This is a genomic window from Myxococcus llanfairpwllgwyngyllgogerychwyrndrobwllllantysiliogogogochensis, assembly GCF_006636215.1.
GTDB classification, from domain to species: Bacteria; Myxococcota; Myxococcia; order Myxococcales; family Myxococcaceae; genus Myxococcus; species Myxococcus llanfairpwllgwyngyllgogerychwyrndrobwllllantysiliogogogochensis.
In genome coordinates this window covers 1-15,678 of sequence record NZ_VIFM01000259.1, presented here as the reverse complement: position 1 = coordinate 15,678, position 15,678 = coordinate 1, and the positions used below count along the sequence as shown (strand labels likewise).

Genomic DNA, 15,678 nt, shown 5'->3' with positions numbered 1-15,678 from the left:
CGCGATGCCCACCCTTGAACCTCTCGCGTCCACCCCCCCGCGGAAGCTCCGGGTGCACCGCCACGGCGACAGGCCGGGGCGTCCCCGCGAATGAAGAGCCGGGCACACCCGGGCTGGCCTTCACCAGGAAGTGCCGCTCCTCGCGAGGCCCGCCCTCAGCGGGCGCTCGTCATGATGCCGCCCTGCTCCAGCAGCCCGAAGAGGTCCAGCAGCGCCTCCACGGGGAAGACGTAGCCGTACTCGGCATAGGCCGCGTCGCGGATGTCCGCCACGGAGCGCCTGCCGTCGGCGTAGCTCGCGATGGCGTCGGGCAGTTGGTAGAAGCGCAGCTCGCCTTCTCCGCGCTCTCGCAGGGCGGTGGTCGCGTCGTTCAGCGCGGCCTGCACGGCCGCCACGCGGGGCTTCGTCTCGGGGCTGGCCTTGGTCACTACATCGTCGAACGCCGCCAGCTCCTGCCCCTTCACGCGGCGGGGGACGAAGGCCCGGGCCCGACGCTCGGCCTCGGTGGGCGCGGGCTCTCGCGAGGCCCCTCCGCGCGCCTTGACGTCCGCCTCCACGCGCTCCAACGCCTGGGCCTCGGAGGTCTCCAGCGTCCTGAGCAGGGCCCGCACGGCGGCTGCTGGCGCGCCCAGGAGCTGGCAGGAGCGCAGGGCCTCGCGCTCGCGCTGGTAGCCGGCGCGCACCACGGCGCGAGCCAGCCGGGAGGTGCCCGCGACTTGGGCGACGGGGGCCGAGGCCAGGTCGCGGCGGGCCCGGAACTCGTCCTCCGCCACGCGCCGCACACCATGCACCGCCACCAGCCGCGCCAGGTCCAGCGCGCCCGAGCCCTCCGCCCAGGCGGCGACGGTGATGGAGGCCAGGCCCGCGAAGGCGGCGCGGTGAAGCTGCGTGGGGTCCACGTTCTCCGGCCGGTCGCCGCTGGTGTGGTAGCCGTCATCGGGCCAGGTGGAGAAGGCCACGCCCGGGATGCCGTGGTCGTTGAAGAGCTGGTGGTCCGAGCCGCGACTGTAGCGGTCCATATGCGCATCCAGCGGGTCCTGGGAGCCGGTGACCGAGCCGATGCGGAAGTCCTTCCGAGGCGGATACGTCACCCCGTTGAAGCGGTTCATGAAGGCCACGGTGGACTCGGACACCGCGTTCACGAAGCTGCCATTCCAGTCCGGCGTATAGGACACCAGGAAGCGGGAGTGGACGCGGGACAGGCTCGCGCCGAGCATGTCGAAGTTGAAGTGGGCCACCCGCCGCACGGGGTCCGCGCCGTGGTGGGAGAACCACTCGCGGGTGCCCTCGAACTCCGGCAGCCACAGCACGCGCACGGTGCGCACGGGAGGCGGCAGCACGCCCCGGCGGATGAGCGTGGTGTACGTGCGCACCAGCTCCAGCAAGGTGGCCGAGCCCGAGGCGTTGTCATCCGCCCCCGGCTTGTAATGGTCCAGGTGCGCGGTGAGGACGACCTCCTCACCGGCGCGCGTGCCGGGGATGACGCCACTGACGATGCTGTAGTGCCCCGGGTACTCCTCCGTGGCGACGCTCACGTCCACCTTCACCGGGCCCGTGCGCATCTGGGCTCGCAGCTCGCGCCCCTGGCGGTCGGAGACCATGAACAGGAAGGGGTTCCGCGCGCCCTGGGGCACCAGGCCCGGCGGGACGATGGCCCAGCCCACCTGGTCCGGGAAGTCGCCGTCCATGCGGTGGGGCGTGTTCCAGGGCGGCGTCGAGTAGGAGGAGACGACGCCCACCGCGCCGAGCTTCGTCACCGCCGTGCTCAGGGTGGCACTGGGATGGCCACGCGTGAGCGCCACCTTGCCCTTCAGGTCCTTGCCCGCGTACTCCTCATCCCGGGCGCCGGTGCCCACGTCGACCAGTTCCAGGCCCGTGCCCTCGAAGCTGCCGCTCTTCAGCGCCAGCGACATGGGCAGGTCCGCGTGGGAAGTGACCCTGTACCGGTGGGGGCCCGTCACCCACAGCTCGCCTCGCGTAGCGCGCCACTGGGGCGCATCCTTCATCGGCTCCAGGCGCACGTCCTTCAAGCCGGCGGCCTCGGCGGCGGCCTTCGTCCACTCGGCCGCTTCGGTGTAGCCCCCCTGGTTGTCCCGGGCGAGCAGCGCCAGCCGCTGCACTCCATCGTGGATGCGGTCGCCGGAGCTCTCCTGGATGAGCGCGCGCACCACGTCGTCCCGCAGCACCAGGCCGGTGGTGGGCGACACGGGCCCCAGTGGAGACAAGGGCGCCTGGGCGGCGGCGCTGAGCGCGGCGAGGACGACGAGGGCGGCGAAGGGGCGTGGGAGGGTGTGCATGCGCTGTCCTATTGTGCGTTCTGGGGCAGGCCGTCCGCCAACTCGTAGTAGTCGCCCTTGTCGGCCACGAAGATGTGCTTCGCGAGCCGGGTGTCCGTGGGCGAATCGAAGGCGCCCATGGCGATGGCCACCACGTCCTTGTTGAGCGGCTCCCAGAAGAGCACCGAGCCGCAGGTGGAGCAGAACCCTCGCCGCACCTTCTCGGAGGAACGGAACCAGGTGACCTTGTCGGCGCCATGGATGGTCACCGCGGCGCGGGGGACGTCCGTGGATGCCCAGAAGTGTCCCGATTGCTTGCGACACTGTGAGCAATGACAGGCATTGGGTGGCGGAAGGGGGCCCGTGACTTCGAACGTGATGGCTCCGCAAAGGCAGGATCCTCTGTGCATGGCGTGCTCCTCTCTTCGTGGTCTACTGGGAGTCCTCTGCCGCTTCCGCGTCGCTGATGAATTCGCCACTCACCATCCGGCCGCGCTCCTCCAGCCGGTAGGAGGCGTTCTTGTCCTTCGCCATCGCCCCGTCCTGGCCGACCAGCTCGAAGGTCGCGACATCGACACCTTCCATGCGCCGCCCCACGCCATACACGGCGACACCATCCGTCCCGTAGTAGGCGCTCAGCAGCCGGAAGCGCTCGGCGTCGACGCCCGGCAGGGCGCTGGCGCCGTAGAACACCGTGTCCTGGTCTTTCGACCAGTACGAAGTCTCGCGCAGCACCTCGAAGCTGTCCCGGTCAGCGCCCGGGAGCCGCTGCTCATGGAAGTAGATGCCGTGCTTGTCTTCAGCGTACCCGCGAGCGCCCCTCCTCAGCTCCCGGAAGGTTTCGGCGTCGGCGCCCAGCACCTCGGACAAGCCGATTCCGGCCGCGTGATAGAAGACCTTCCCGCCCTTGATTTCGTAGCTGTTCCGGAAGGCGAAGAAGAGAAAGCCGCCGGAGAAGAACAGCACGACCCCCACGAGGACGAGGACGCCGACTGCGAGCACGATGATTCGGGTGGGGCTCATGGCCGCCGAGCCTAGCGTGAGGCGTTTTCACCTCGCAGCAAAACCCACGACTCCGTCAGCCGCGCTGGACGGCGGTGTCACCCACCGCGTCCACGGAGTCGCGTCCCGTCAGGGCGCGGGGTGGAGCGGCGAGCCCCTCCACCGGCCCGCCTACCAGTAGCGACGGGGAGGCGCCACGCGCGGCGGAGGCGCCGGCAGCGGCTCCAACATGCCGCACTTCAACAGCCGGTCGACAGCTTCCTTGACCGACTTCGCGGAGATGTCGCAGCCCTCGAGGCTCTGCGTCGCCTCCGAGACGGTCCGCCCTCCTGCCTCGAACTCCACCAGGTAGAGCCCATCCTCCGCGGCGAGCCCGAGCGACGCACCCCAGGTGGCGCGCGCCGCGTCGAACTGGGCACGACCCGTGCCGGACTTGGCCGCTTCAATCATCACGGAATACGCCGCCACGGCTTCCGTGCCCTTGGGCGAAAGCCGGAACTTCTGCGCCCGCCCGTACCGCACCTTCTCTGTCTCGTCACTCATACCGCGACCTCGATGGCAGGCTGCCCCATCCGCTTGAGCCACCGCACGTGGCTCTTCAATGCCGCACCCACGCTCTCGTTCGCCCGATAGCGGATGCCGTGCTCCCGACAGGTGTCCTCGACGATACGAGACAGCGCCGGGTAGTGCAGGTGACACACCCTGGGGAAGAGGTGGTGTTCCACCTGGAAGTTCAGCCCCCCCAGGTACCAGCTCACCAACGGGTTGCCCCGCGCGAAGTCCACCGTCGAGGCGACCTGATGTGAGGCCCAGTCGCGAGGAAAGGTGGCGCCACCTTCGGGTGGCAGGGAGAAGTCCGCTTCCTCCACACAGTGCGCCATCTGGAACACCGTGGCCAGGATCAACCCGAGCACGAACGAGGTGAGCGCGTGGCACAACAAGACCTGCCAGAGCGGGTGGAAATACCACGGCAACAGCAGCGACCAGCCATAGAACAGGAGCTTGCCGCCCACGGCCCCGGCCAGCTTCCGCTTGTTCGGGCGCGGCATCTTCTGCCGCCCCACGCGCCCGTTGACCAAATCCTTGAGGTCATCGACGAAGTGCCACTTCACGGTCAACAGCCCGTAGAGCAACCAGATATAGGCGTACTGGAAGCGATGCGCCTTCAGCAGTCGCTGGCCTGGTGCGAGCCGACACAGCGGCTGGATGTCGATGTCCTCATCGAGCCCCACCACGTTCGTGTGGCTGTGATGGAAGATGTTGTGTTTCCAGCTCCACACGTAGGACGAGCCGCCGATGGCGTCGAGCGTGCCGCCCAGCAGCTCGTTGATGCCACGATGCGCGGAGTAGCTTCCGTGGTTGGCGTCATGCTGGACGCTGAACCCCACGCCCGCGATGGCCAGCCCCAGCGACAGGCACCCGGCGACCGCGCCCCAGGGGCCCGTGGCGCCGAAGACGAGCCAGGCATAGGACGCCGTGAACCAGCCCAGGATGATGACCGTCTTCGCGTACATCCAGGGGAGGTCGCGGGGTGAGCGCCCGCTTGCTCCCAGGTAGAGCTCCACTCGCGCCTGGAGGTCCTGGAGAAAGGCCCCTGACTCGAGAAACTTCGCCTTCGTCGCGTGCGACAACGTCCACCACCTTCACGCCCCAGGGACACCATCGGTGGAGTCTGGAGTCGCGCTGGGAGGACCCCGCCGCGGCCATCGCCTGCCTGGTGCCGAAGGTCCATGTAACACATCGACCCCACGAACTGTTCCGGCCTCTTGGGCCCCGAAGCTCCCCGGGCCGTCGCCAAACAGAACGCCCCCCTGGCGTCCATGTCGAACCCTTGCATCCAACACCGCGCCAACAGTGGGCCTCTGTGCGCAGCCGCCTTCCCCCGCATCGACATTCCACGGGGGCGTGATTCGGATGCATGCGGATTGAGCAGCGGCTTGGATTTCCCACCCATGGCGTGCTCCTCGATGGGGCCGACTTCGCCCGCCGCCATTCCAGGGGCGGCGCGCGGCGTCGGTCCTCAGAGAGGTGTTTCGAGTTCCTCCGCCAGGGCATGGCTCCGTCAGCGTCCGGACACCGTGGACTCCCTCGGCATCCGGAAGAAGCGCTTGCCGGCCTCGGGGCGCCCGAGGCTCTCCTCCACCGCGAGCTTGAAGTCCTCCAGCGCATGGGACGGGCCCAGGGGGACCTGGAAGCTGGCGGGCGCGGAGAGCTTCACGAGGTGCTGGAGCAACGCTTCGTCCTCCCGCCTCGGCGCATCGAAGAAGTAGCGATACACGTACGCTCGCAGGTGCAGGTCCTTCATCAGGAGGTCGAAGTTGTGGAGGCTGAAGCGCTCCGGACTGAAGCCTCCATAAACAATCACCTGTCCGCCCGGAGCGCTCTCCTGGAGGAGGGCCTCCAGCAGCGCTCCACCCACGCAGTCGATGACGCCGTGGACCCCCAGCCCATCCGTGAGCGCTCGTACACGCGCGCCGAGGTCCGACCTTCCGTCCGAGAGCGCCAGGACAGCGGAGACGCCCAGCGACTCCAGGTCCAGCGTCGCCTGTCGCTGTCGCACGATGGAGAGGACCTTCACACCGCGAAGCCGGGCGAACTGCGCCACCAGCGTCGCCACCGTGGAGTTGCCCGCGGTAAGCGCGAGCCACTGCCCCGACCGCACGTTCGCCCGCTCGAGCAGGTCCCACGCGGTGATGATGTTGAAGAACTGGGAGGCCTTCTCCAGCGGGTAGCCCGGTGGCAGGCGGATGAGCCGCTCGGCGGGGAGGACCACGTACTCGGCCCAGGAGTCGAAGTGGCTGAACGCGACGAGGGTCCCCGGCTCCCACGAGACGACGCCCTTTCCCACGCGGGTGATGATGCCGGCGCCGTGGTTGCCCGCGACCTGTCCCGGCAACGCGGGCTTCTTCGGCTCCGGATACAGGCCCTGGATGAAGAGGAAGTCTCCCGGGTTGATGGACGCCGAGAGCAGCTTGAGCCGCACCTCGCCCTCGCGGGGCTCCGGCACGGGGACCTCTCGAAGCTGAAGCACCTCCAGCGGCGGGCCCATCTGGTCGAACACAATCGCTTTCATTCGCACCTCCAGCTCGGCGGACGTGCCGAGTGGGCGCACCCTCTCTCCGACACGGGGCTCGCATCGCGCACGCTCCGCTTCGCGCGGAGCACAATCGGCTGCTCGCGCGCCCCCACGGAAAGCCGGGCGTGGGCGCGGACACCCCACTACATCTGTCGCTTCCGGACCGGAGCGCGAGATGGACCTGCGGGACGGGGCGAGCGCCCCACGAGCAGCAAGTGAAGTCGGAGACCTGGGCACGGCGCGACACTCGGGCGTCCCAGGCCGGGTGGGACTGCGCGTCGAGCCGCGCACGGAGCCGCGAGGCCGGGTGGAGCTGGCGCCACTGACCGAGCACCTGCTGTCCGTCCACGTGGGACCTTCCGCCCGGATGACCTGCCATGTCCGACAGCGCTATTCCTCGGGAGATGCCACGCTCCTGCCCGCGGGCTTCTCTGGAAGCTGGGTCGAGGAGGAGCCCAGGCGCTCCCTCACCGTGCGGCTGGCACCCGCGCTGCTGCGCCTCGCGGCGGAGGACCTGGGACTGCCGCCCGAGCGCGCGGGCCTGACGCCCCAGCACCGATTCCGCGACGCCCGCATCGAGCACATCGTCCACGCGCTCGAAGCGGACCGCACTGCCGCACGCCCCAACGGCAGGCTCTACACGGAGGGCCTGGGACTGGCCCTCGCGGTCCATCTCCTGAACCACTACCCCGCGCCCCGAGAGGTCCGCGGCCAGTGGTCCGCCCGGCAGTCACGAGAGGTGACGGACTACATCGAGAGCCACCTGGACAAGAACCTCTCCCTGGCGCGGCTCGCCCGTCTGGTCGAGGTGAGCACGTCCCACTTCAGGGCGCTGTTCAAGCGCTCACTTGGAATGCCCGTGCACCAGTACGTCATCCTGCGCCGGGTGGAGCGGGCCAGGGCGCTCCTCCAGGAGGGGACGCTGCCCATCAGTCAGGTGGCGCTCGAAGCGGGCTTCTCCCATCAGAGCCACCTGGCGCGCTGCATGCGACGCGTCCTGGGAGTGACGCCCAAGGCCCTCGCACGCGGCGCGCGGTAGCCCCACTGTCGCTCAGCCGGACAGCAGCGCCGTCGGCACCACGAACGTCAGCTTCCGCTTTCCCTGCTGATAGGTCATCCGCATGCGTCCAGCGCCAGCATTCCCCTGTGCGACGGGAGGCCCCTGCCAGAGTTCGCTCCCCAAGATGCGGCCCAACGCGTCGATTTCGGGCTCGACAGCTTCCGCCCTGGCGACGAGTGACAGCGCGGACTCCACGGGAACCTGGGCCCGGTGGGTCCGGCGCGTGACGCCCAGGGCCAGTCCCACCAGCGCGGCGCCCGCCTCCGACGCGACGTTCGCGCGGGGCTCCGCCGGGAAGAACCGCACGCCGTTCGACTCCATCACCACCGCGCCGGGCTGCAGCTCCATTCCAGACACGAGCCACGCGGAGGCCACCTTCAGGGCCGGCGTCGAGGACGTCGGCGCAGGCGGCTTCCACTGCTGGAGCAGCGCCAATCCACCCCACAACTGCTTGTACTTCCACAGCAGCGGCATCGAGACCTTCCGCTCGCCACGCAGTTGCACGCTCCTCAAGCGAGGCCCGACGTCGACGTCCAGGCTCCGAAGCGCCTCGCGGGAAACGAAGACCGCCTTGCCCAGGTTCGGCTTCCAGATGAGGCGGTGGCTGGTGAGCAGGAACTTCCCAGACCGACCCCAGAAGAACCAGATGCCCAGCAGGGGAAACACCACGGTCGGCAGCAGCGTCAGGGACACCATGAACGCGAGGAAATACGCCATGAACCACGGGCCTCCCGTCGCCAGCACGTGCTCACCTTCCTGAGGTGGGAAGGCCTTCGCCCACGTGGGCCAGTCAGACGTCGGGGGTGTGGAGTCCATGGCGCGGAACCGAACGCAGCACCTCCGCGAAGTCAAGCCGGCGCGCCCTGCGACCCACGAGCCCTCATGGTATAGGGGCCGCCCCGCAGGATGAGCCACAGAGGTGAAATCACGGATGTCGGAGCGGCATATTGAGATGTTCTGGCGGTGCTCCAGCTGTCAGCACCGCAACCTCGGTCGTCACATGGTGTGTCAGGGCTGCAAGAACGCCAAGGACGGCAGTGAGCAGTACGAGATGCCAGAGGACACGGCCTCCGCGGTGACGGTGACCGACGCGGCGCTCCTGCGAATGGCCACCGCCGGCCCCCACTGGCGTTGCGCCTACTGCGACAGCGACCAGCGAGCCCTGGACGGCGGCTGCAAGAACTGCGGCGCCTCGCCACCGGTGAGCCCTGGCACGCCCGACAAGGCCCCGGCTCCTCCCGAGAAGAAGAAGTCCCGGCGCGGGTGCATCTCCCTCGTCCTCATCGTGGCGTTCTTCGGCTGCTGCTGCCCCATGTGGATGAACTCGGGGAAGTCGGGCTCGGCGTCCGTGCAGCCACCGCCCGAGCAGGTCAAGACAGGCCCCGAGTGGACGAGGAGCCTCCAGGTCAAGGAACTCGCCTGGGAGCACACGGTGTCTGTCGAGCGTCGCCATCAGGTCGAGCGCGAGGGCTTCGCCGAAGACAAGCCGTCGGACGCCCTCCAGGTGAAGGCCCAGGGACAGCGTCACCACCATGACGACCAGGTCCTCAATGGCTACGAGACCGTCTACTTCACGGAGCGGAAGCAGTCCGGATACACGACCGAGACCTACCGCGACAAAGAGGCCTGCGGCGAGGACTGCTCCACCACGCCGAAGAAGTGCAAGGAAGACTGCACGAGCAACAAGAACGGCTTCGCCACGTGCAAGACCACGTGCACCGGTGGGGAGAAGCGTTGCACCACCCGCTACTGCTCGGTGACCAAGACGCGGAAGGAGCCGCGTTATGTCGACGAGCGGCGATCGCGCAAGGAGCCGCGCTATCGGAGCGTGCCCCGTGACGCGCCGTGGTTCTCATGGAAGGAGTGGACCTGGAGCCATGAGCGGGACGTGAAGGCGAGCGGGAAGACGCTGGAGACCCGCTGGCCCGCTGATGCCGAGCTGCGCCCACCCAAGGCACTGCCCAAGGGCACGCAGGAGCGGAACTCCCGCAGCGCGAGCTACACCGTCGTCTTCCAGGGCGAAGGCCATCCTCCCGTCACGTACTCGCCGGAGACCCTGGAAGAGTTCCAGCGCTTCGCCATCGGCAGCATGCACACCGTCCAGCAGGAGAAGGGCGAGGTCTCGGTCGTCCCCGCGAAACCACCGCCGCCCGCCGCGACGAAATGAAGTGAGCGCGAACCGCCCGAAGGCTTCCGGGCGGAGGCAATGAGTAGCGCCAACGGAGACCGCCTCCCGCCAGTTCGCGGGCAGGCGGCTCCGTTCCAGTCCGTCGTGGCTGCCCCCGCCCGATTGCACTCCCGCTACGCCAGGAGTCTCCGGCGGAGGAACGCCAGGATTTCGTCTCGCGCGGCGGCGGTGGGTGCGTGCTCCTCGTCGACGAAGTGGACGGTCAGGACGCTGTGGGGCGTGGGGATGAACTTGAAGAAGTCATCAGGGCGCTCGGACTTCGGGCCCGCCGCGCTGTCGGGCAACACGCGACCGAGGAAGCGCTCCCCGAGCGCCTGCTGGTAGGCGGCGAAGCGCTCCGCACGGCAGAACGAATCGCCCTGGAACCGATAGGCGAGGACCGTGAGGTCTTCATCCACCAGTCGCTGCCTCACACGCTCCAGTTCCTCGGGAGCGATGTTGACGCCCCCGGGCTCGTCGAGCGGCAGCGACGGCTGGGACAGCACCGGCGCCAGCACCGCCTTCTCCAGCATCATCGACAGCGCGAAGTTGCCCGTGAAGCACATGCCCACCGCGCCCACTCCCGGGCCGCCACATTCCTCGTGCGCCTGCGCGGCGAGCGCCCTCAGCCACGCCGCGATGGGGCTGGAGGCATTCGCACCGAGCGCCCGGAACTCCTTGCTGATGCACGCGCGCTCGAAGATGGCCTTCCCCTCCTTCGCGGTCGGCACCGCGCCATCACGACCGAAGAGGCTCGGCATCCACACAGCGAAGCCGGCGTCCCGCACCCAGCGAGCGAAGCGCGCGACGCGGGGACTGATGCCCGGCATCTCCGCCATCACGATGACCGCGGGCCCCTCTCCCGCCGTGTAGACCTTCCGCATCTCCCCCAACAGCGTGACGTCGCGGCGCTGAAAGTCCGCCAGGGAATCGTCCTCTTCGAGATTGCGCACGGCAGGCGCGGCCTGGGTCGTCATGTGCGTTCAACTCCTTTCGCCCGCAGAAGACCACCAGCTCGCTCGACATCGCCAGTGTCCGAAAAGACGATTTTCGGGCAGATTCAGACACCATGTCCTTCACCATCATCGTCATGGAGGGCGCCTTCGCGACGAGCGTCGCGGCGACACTCGACATGCTCCGGGCCGCGCGCGCCCTGGGGGCGGAGTCATTGCGCTTCGAGGTGTGCTCGGTAGACGGCGGACAGGTCCCACTCACGGAGCGCGTGAGCATCGACACGTCGCGCCTGCGTGCGATGGCCCGCGGTGACACGTCGACCTGGGTCATCCCGGGACTCGGCATGACCCACGCCGCCGCCGTGCACGCACGGCTCGCGAGGCCGGACGCCACGAAGCTCTCGAAGGCCATCGCCCGTCATGTCTCGCGCGGAGGGCGCGTCGCCGCCTCGTGCACCGCCGTCTTCCTGCTGCGACAAGCGGGAGTCCTGACCGGCCGAAGAGTCACCACCACCTGGTGGCTCGCGGGACTGCTCTCGGAGCTGGAGCGGCAGTGCCGGGTTGATTCGAACGCGATGGTCTGCGCGGATGGCCCCATCATCACCGCCGGCGCCGCCTTCGCGCAGACAGACCTCATGTTGCACCTGCTGCGAGAGCGCTGCGGCGCGCGACTGGTCGACCTCCTCGCGCGAACCATGCTGCTCGACGGCAGGCAGGCGCAGGCGAAGTTCATCGCGCCGGAGCTGCTCGCGAACGGAGATGCGTTGATTGCGCGCATCACCGCGGCGCTCGAGGCGGGCTTCCCGAATCCCCCGGGAGTCGCCGAGCTCGCCACGCGCCTCGGCATGACGGAGCGGACCCTGTCGCGCCACGTCCAGCGTGCGACGGGCCGAAGCCCTCTCGCGCTCGTCCACAGCGTCAAGGTGCGGCGCGCCCAGGCGCTGCTTCAATCGACGCACCTGAGCATCGACGACGTCGCCGCCGAGGTCGGCTACCAGGACGCGAGCACGCTTCGCCGGTTGATGAAGAAGCTCGGAGGCGGGTCACCGCGTGCGCTTCGCCCGGCGCGGTAGAGCAGGGGCCCATCAACGCGCGCACGGTCAGCGAAACGCTTCGACGCCATCGAGGGCTCAGCCACGCGGGAGGCCTCCTCGACCTTCGGGCTCAGGAACCCGCGCCGCTCCGGTCCACGGGCGGAATCGCATAGGTCCCCACCGCATGCGCCACGGGCTCCGGCAGTCCTTCCGAGTAGAGGGACACCTCTCCCACCGCCAGCGTCCGGCCCAGCTTCAGCAGCTTGCACACCCCGAGGATGCGGCGGTCCGCCGACGGCTTTCGCATGAAGTTGAAGCTCAGGCTCGTCGTCACGGTGAGCGGGACAATGCCAAGCTCGCCCAGAATCGCGACATAGAGCGCCACGTCCGCGGTGGCCATCAGCACCGGGCCGGACACCGTGCCTCCGGGCCGCAGCTCCGCGCGCCCGATTTCATGCGCCACGGTGGCGGACTTGTCCCCGACCTCCAGAATCCGCACCCGCGTCTGCGGGAACTCCGCGGCGATGAAGGCCGCGATTTCTTGCTGACTTGCCATCCTCCGAGTCTGCAGGAAATGCCTCGACGAAGCGTGACGAAGTCGCGCTCACCCGCGTCGACGCGCCCGCGGTGTCCACCTCATTCTCACTGCGGGTGCCCTTGCGACGGTGAGAGCTCCCCACGCGCCCTACGTCGGTACTCGCCGGGAGGCAGGCCCATGACCCGGCGAAAGGCCCGATTGAAGGCGAACTCGGACTCGTAGCCCACACGTCCCGCGATGGCCGCGAGCCCGTCCTGGCCCTCGCGCAGTGCTTGCGCGGCCTCCTGCATCCGCAGCCGGGTGAGGTACTCGTGAGGCGCCACGCCCACCTCGCTCGCGAAGCGCCGCGCGAGTGTCGCTCTCGAGGTGCCCGAACGCCGTGCGAGCTCGCTCACCGTCCAGTCCCTCCCTGGCTCGGCGTGCATCCAACCCAGGACACTCGCGAGCGTCCTGTCTCCGAGCGCGCCCAACCAACCAGCACCTCCTGAGGTCTGCGCATCGGCCCAGGCCCGCAGCACCTGCACCAGGAGGATGTCGAGCAGTCGCGAGACAATCACCGAGGCGCCCCGCTCCCCCCGCTCATATTCCCGTTCGAGCAATGCCACCGTGGGCAACAAGGCACGTGCCTCCTCGGACGCTCCACGCAGATGGACTCGCTCGGGAAGCAGTCGAAGCACGGGATGGGCTCCGGGCTCGTCGAACGCGAAGCAGCCACAGAGCAGGCGCGACTCCACGCCAGACCCGCCCAGCACGTAGGACGACTCCCCTTCCCCTCGCGTCGCCAGCCAATCCTCCAGCCGAAGCTTGGGGCTGCGCGGCGAATCCGCCACGGCATGTCCATCCCCACGAGGCAGCAGCACGACGTCACCGGGCCCGAGCGCGATGACCTCTCCGCCCTGCGTCAACTGGCAGGTGCCCGCGATGACCAGGTGCAGGGCCGCCGTGGCCGTCGGTGCGAAACGCAGCCCCCACGGGGCCCGCGCCACGGTGCGGCAGTAGATCCGCCCACGAAGATGGGTGCGCTCGAGAATCTGCCCGAGCAGGTCGGAGGCATGCGTCAGGTCCATGCCTCCAGGCTAACAGCGGACTGTCCATGACGCTCGCGTGCTGAGCGTTTCAGGCAAAAGACTGAGTCATCGGCGAATGGCGCTTCCGGGGCCTGAACGGCACATTCCCCTCCACAAGCGACACCGAACTCTCCCTGGAGGCCCCATGAATCCGAACCCCTCGAACTTGTCCTGGAAGCTCACCTCTCCCACCGCGCTGTTCACGCTGCTGTTGGGGGTCTTCATGCTGTACCTCAGCGTCGGGGGAGTGTTGGACCCCGTCGGGGCGGCGACGGGCTTCGGCCTCCCGCTCACGGGGTCCGAAGCCATTCCCTGGATGCACATCAAGGCGGGACGAGACCTCGGCCTGGGGCTCGCGATCTTCGCCCTGGTGGCGACCCGGCAACGGCAGGCCGCGGGCGTCTTCGTCCTCGCCACCATCGTGATGCCCACGGTGGATGCGCTGACCGTGATGCAGAACGGGGCCTCACTCGCCTACGCACTCATGGTTCATGGAAGCGCCGCGGTCTACGGTGTCGTCCTGGCCACCGCGCTGCTGCGTCCCCGTCACCCGTCGCAAGCCGTGCTGCCGGAGAACGGAGTTCGATGAACGGGGCTGCTCGGCCAGGCCAGGCCCGAAGGCTCACCTTCCCCCACGCGGATTCGACTCGCGGATGTGTGCGGGGAGGTGCGCCACTCGCTTCTGACACGGCACCTGTGCTTCTGATGTCCCCATGTTCGTCACGCACCGCGCCAAGGGCTTCGCAGCGTCTTCCTCCCGCCACGGAAGCGGTGCCCACGCGCTGCGAGAGAAGCCAGGCCTGCGCGCACCCGTTTCCGGCGCCCGCATCCTGGTGGGTGCCGGGGGCCTGTCCTGACCGCCCAGGCCGTCGAGAAGCCGAAGCTGCGCGGAGTGCTGCACCAGTTCGCCGCCGTGGGCGCGTTCGGCGCCGGCAGCGTGCTGGTCTCCATGGCGCCCACACTCCGGACCGCCACCGCCGCCGCGCTGTATGCCATCAGCCTCGTCGTGCTGTTCTCGGTCAGCGCCACCTACCACCGGGTGGACTGGTCCGTGCGCGCCCGGGCCTGGATGCGGAAGATGGACCACGCCTCCATCTTCATCCTCATCGCCGGCACGTACACGCCCATCGCGTTGATTGGACTCTCCGGAGCCGCGGGTGACAGCCTGCTGCTCGCCATCTGGTGCGGCGCCCTCGTTGGCGTGGTGAAGTCACTGTTCTGGGCCCATGCCCCCAAGGTGCTCACCGCCGCCCTCGCCCTCGCGGTCGGCTGGACGCTGGTGCCCTACCTCGACGAGGTGCGCGCCGCGCTCGGCGGCGTCGAGCTGACGCTCATCCTCCTGGGGGGCGTCGCCTATACCTCGGGCGCCATCGCCTACGCCTTGAAACGCCCTGACTTCCGTCCCGGCGTCTTCGGATATCACGAGCTGTTTCACGCGTTGACCATCGTCGGCGCGCTGTTCCACTTCGTGGTGGTGCTGCGGCTCGTGCGCGCCGCGGGCGCATAGCCCCCACGCGGTCGAAGCAAAGCCGCCGTGACAGGGAACACATCGGGATGTGGCCCCCGTGCGGTATCGTGGCGAACATGATGGGCACGAAGAAACATCTGCTCCCGAAGGCACAGCGCTTCAGCGCGGGGACCCTCACGGAGGAGTCGGCGCTGGCGCTGCTGAAGAAGCACGCCCGTGGGAAGTTCGCGAAGTCGAGCACCCTCCGCTCCGCCAAGCGCTTCATCGAGCAGCGCGCCGGGGGCGACCGCGCCGACAGCGACATCCTCCACCACGTGGGGAACCTCACCCTGGAGGAGCTCGTCACCGGGCGCCGGCCGCGAATCGGCCTCCTCATCGTCGAAGGCGACCTCACCGTGAAGGGGCGTTACGAGGACTCGCTCGACCCTGAGTCGGTCGTCATCGTCACCGGCTCGCTCCGGGCCCGGGACGTCATCACCACGGGGTTCCTGGAGGTACACGGGGACCTCGTCGCCAGCCAGTCCATCCTGTTCCTCGACAATGACGCCTGCTGCGAGGTGTTCGGCGACGTCAGCGCGCCCTTCGTCTACACGAACTACCACGCGGTGAAGGTGCACGGCGGCGTGAAGGCCCGGCTCGTCACCGGGGACGCGAAGCACATCCGCAGCGCACAGAAGCACGCGTTCATCGAGGAGACCGACCCGCGCGTCCGCGAAGTCCTCTCACCGAAGCTGCTGAAGGTCTTCGCCGACGAGGTGTTCGAGGACGAAGAAGGCGAGGAGGCCGACCCCGAGGCGCCGTGGATCGACGCCATCGACGCGGAGAAGCTCGCGGCGTTCATCCGCCGAGGGCAACCCGCGCTGGCTCAGCCCGCGGCTCCCAGACGTCGGAAGAAGTGACGGTGGGCCGCCGGGCCCTCCACGGGGCCGTGAGGGGTAAGGGCTCCGAGCAGGACGCCAGCGCCCGGTAGGACCGTCACCCCAGGCGCGACGGTGGCTCGCGGACGTGTTACCCCCTCGGATCCATGCCCCCCCGCT

General features: G+C 68.9%; 16 protein-coding genes. 6 read left to right on the top strand and 10 right to left on the bottom strand.

Annotated features, from left to right (window positions below):
* Nucleotides 1-155: 155 nt before the first annotated feature.
* The 6 genes from FJV41_RS39795 to FJV41_RS39770 form a co-directional block, all read right to left on the bottom strand.
* Nucleotides 156-2,297, bottom strand: a complete 2,142-nt coding sequence (locus FJV41_RS39795; protein ID WP_141647842.1) for a M28 family peptidase — start codon at nt 2,295-2,297, stop codon at nt 156-158.
* An 8-nt stretch (nt 2,298-2,305) separates the two neighbouring features.
* Nucleotides 2,306-2,686, bottom strand: a complete 381-nt coding sequence (locus FJV41_RS39790; RefSeq protein WP_141647841.1) for a GFA family protein — start codon at nt 2,684-2,686, stop codon at nt 2,306-2,308.
* Nucleotides 2,687-2,708: 22 nt separating this feature from the next.
* Nucleotides 2,709-3,299 carry a DKNYY domain-containing protein gene (locus FJV41_RS39785; protein ID WP_141647840.1) on the bottom strand — a complete coding sequence of 197 codons (591 nt, stop codon included), beginning with the start codon at nt 3,297-3,299 and terminating at the stop codon, nt 2,709-2,711.
* 150 nt (nt 3,300-3,449) lie between these two features.
* Nucleotides 3,450-3,821 (bottom strand): hypothetical protein, encoded by a 372-nt coding sequence (locus FJV41_RS39780; RefSeq protein ID WP_141647839.1) that lies wholly within the window; start codon nt 3,819-3,821, stop codon nt 3,450-3,452.
* The gene (locus tag FJV41_RS39775) at nt 3,818-4,909 is read right to left on the bottom strand and encodes a fatty acid desaturase family protein (RefSeq protein ID WP_217440866.1); all 1,092 of its coding nucleotides are present in this window, start codon (nt 4,907-4,909) and stop codon (nt 3,818-3,820) included. Before FJV41_RS39775 ends, FJV41_RS39780 begins: the two co-directional genes overlap by 4 nt.
* 431 nt (nt 4,910-5,340) lie before the next feature.
* The gene (locus FJV41_RS39770; RefSeq protein ID WP_141647838.1) at nt 5,341-6,351 is read right to left on the bottom strand and encodes a zinc-dependent alcohol dehydrogenase family protein; all 1,011 of its coding nucleotides are present in this window, start codon (nt 6,349-6,351) and stop codon (nt 5,341-5,343) included.
* A gap of 178 nt (nt 6,352-6,529) precedes the next feature.
* Here FJV41_RS39770 and FJV41_RS39765 point away from each other — a divergent pair, with 178 nt between their 5' ends.
* Complete coding sequence (locus tag FJV41_RS39765; protein WP_141647837.1) at nt 6,530-7,393, top strand: AraC family transcriptional regulator; 864 nt, start codon at nt 6,530-6,532, stop codon at nt 7,391-7,393.
* Nucleotides 7,394-7,405: 12 nt separating this feature from the next.
* On the opposite strand, the gene FJV41_RS39760 is transcribed toward FJV41_RS39765, so the two are convergent.
* Nucleotides 7,406-8,230: a hypothetical protein gene (locus tag FJV41_RS39760; RefSeq protein ID WP_141647836.1), complete on the bottom strand. Its 825-nt coding sequence runs from the start codon at nt 8,228-8,230 to the stop codon at nt 7,406-7,408.
* A 115-nt stretch (nt 8,231-8,345) separates the two neighbouring features.
* On the opposite strand from FJV41_RS39760, the gene FJV41_RS39755 reads away from it, so the two are divergent.
* Nucleotides 8,346-9,581 (top strand): hypothetical protein, encoded by a 1,236-nt coding sequence (locus FJV41_RS39755; protein ID WP_141647835.1) that lies wholly within the window; start codon nt 8,346-8,348, stop codon nt 9,579-9,581.
* Between the two features lie 134 nt (nt 9,582-9,715).
* On the opposite strand, the gene FJV41_RS39750 is transcribed toward FJV41_RS39755, so the two are convergent.
* Entirely contained in the window at nt 9,716-10,558 is an 843-nt protein-coding gene (locus tag FJV41_RS39750; RefSeq protein ID WP_141647834.1) for a dienelactone hydrolase family protein, read from the bottom strand.
* A gap of 92 nt (nt 10,559-10,650) precedes the next feature.
* Here FJV41_RS39750 and FJV41_RS39745 point away from each other — a divergent pair, with 92 nt between their 5' ends.
* On the top strand, nt 10,651-11,607 hold the full coding sequence (locus tag FJV41_RS39745; protein ID WP_141647833.1) for a GlxA family transcriptional regulator: 957 nt from the start codon (nt 10,651-10,653) through the stop codon (nt 11,605-11,607).
* A 91-nt stretch (nt 11,608-11,698) separates the two neighbouring features.
* Here the strand turns inward: FJV41_RS39745 and FJV41_RS39740 are convergent, their stop codons facing one another.
* The gene (locus FJV41_RS39740) at nt 11,699-12,124 is read right to left on the bottom strand and encodes a PaaI family thioesterase (protein ID WP_141647832.1); all 426 of its coding nucleotides are present in this window, start codon (nt 12,122-12,124) and stop codon (nt 11,699-11,701) included.
* An 86-nt stretch (nt 12,125-12,210) separates the two neighbouring features.
* Nucleotides 12,211-13,173 carry an AraC family transcriptional regulator gene (locus FJV41_RS39735; RefSeq protein WP_141647831.1) on the bottom strand — a complete coding sequence of 321 codons (963 nt, stop codon included), beginning with the start codon at nt 13,171-13,173 and terminating at the stop codon, nt 12,211-12,213.
* A 145-nt stretch (nt 13,174-13,318) separates the two neighbouring features.
* On the opposite strand from FJV41_RS39735, the gene FJV41_RS39730 reads away from it, so the two are divergent.
* The 3 genes from FJV41_RS39730 (at nt 13,319) to FJV41_RS39720 (ending at nt 15,540) form a co-directional block, all read left to right on the top strand.
* Nucleotides 13,319-13,762 (top strand): DUF4267 domain-containing protein, encoded by a 444-nt coding sequence (locus tag FJV41_RS39730; RefSeq protein ID WP_141647830.1) that lies wholly within the window; start codon nt 13,319-13,321, stop codon nt 13,760-13,762.
* Nucleotides 13,763-14,026: 264 nt separating this feature from the next.
* Nucleotides 14,027-14,680, top strand: a complete 654-nt coding sequence (gene trhA / locus FJV41_RS39725; RefSeq protein WP_141647829.1) for a PAQR family membrane homeostasis protein TrhA — start codon at nt 14,027-14,029, stop codon at nt 14,678-14,680.
* Nucleotides 14,681-14,757: 77 nt separating this feature from the next.
* Nucleotides 14,758-15,540 (top strand): polymer-forming cytoskeletal protein, encoded by a 783-nt coding sequence (locus FJV41_RS39720; protein WP_174464645.1) that lies wholly within the window; start codon nt 14,758-14,760, stop codon nt 15,538-15,540.
* Nucleotides 15,541-15,678 lie beyond the last annotated feature (138 nt).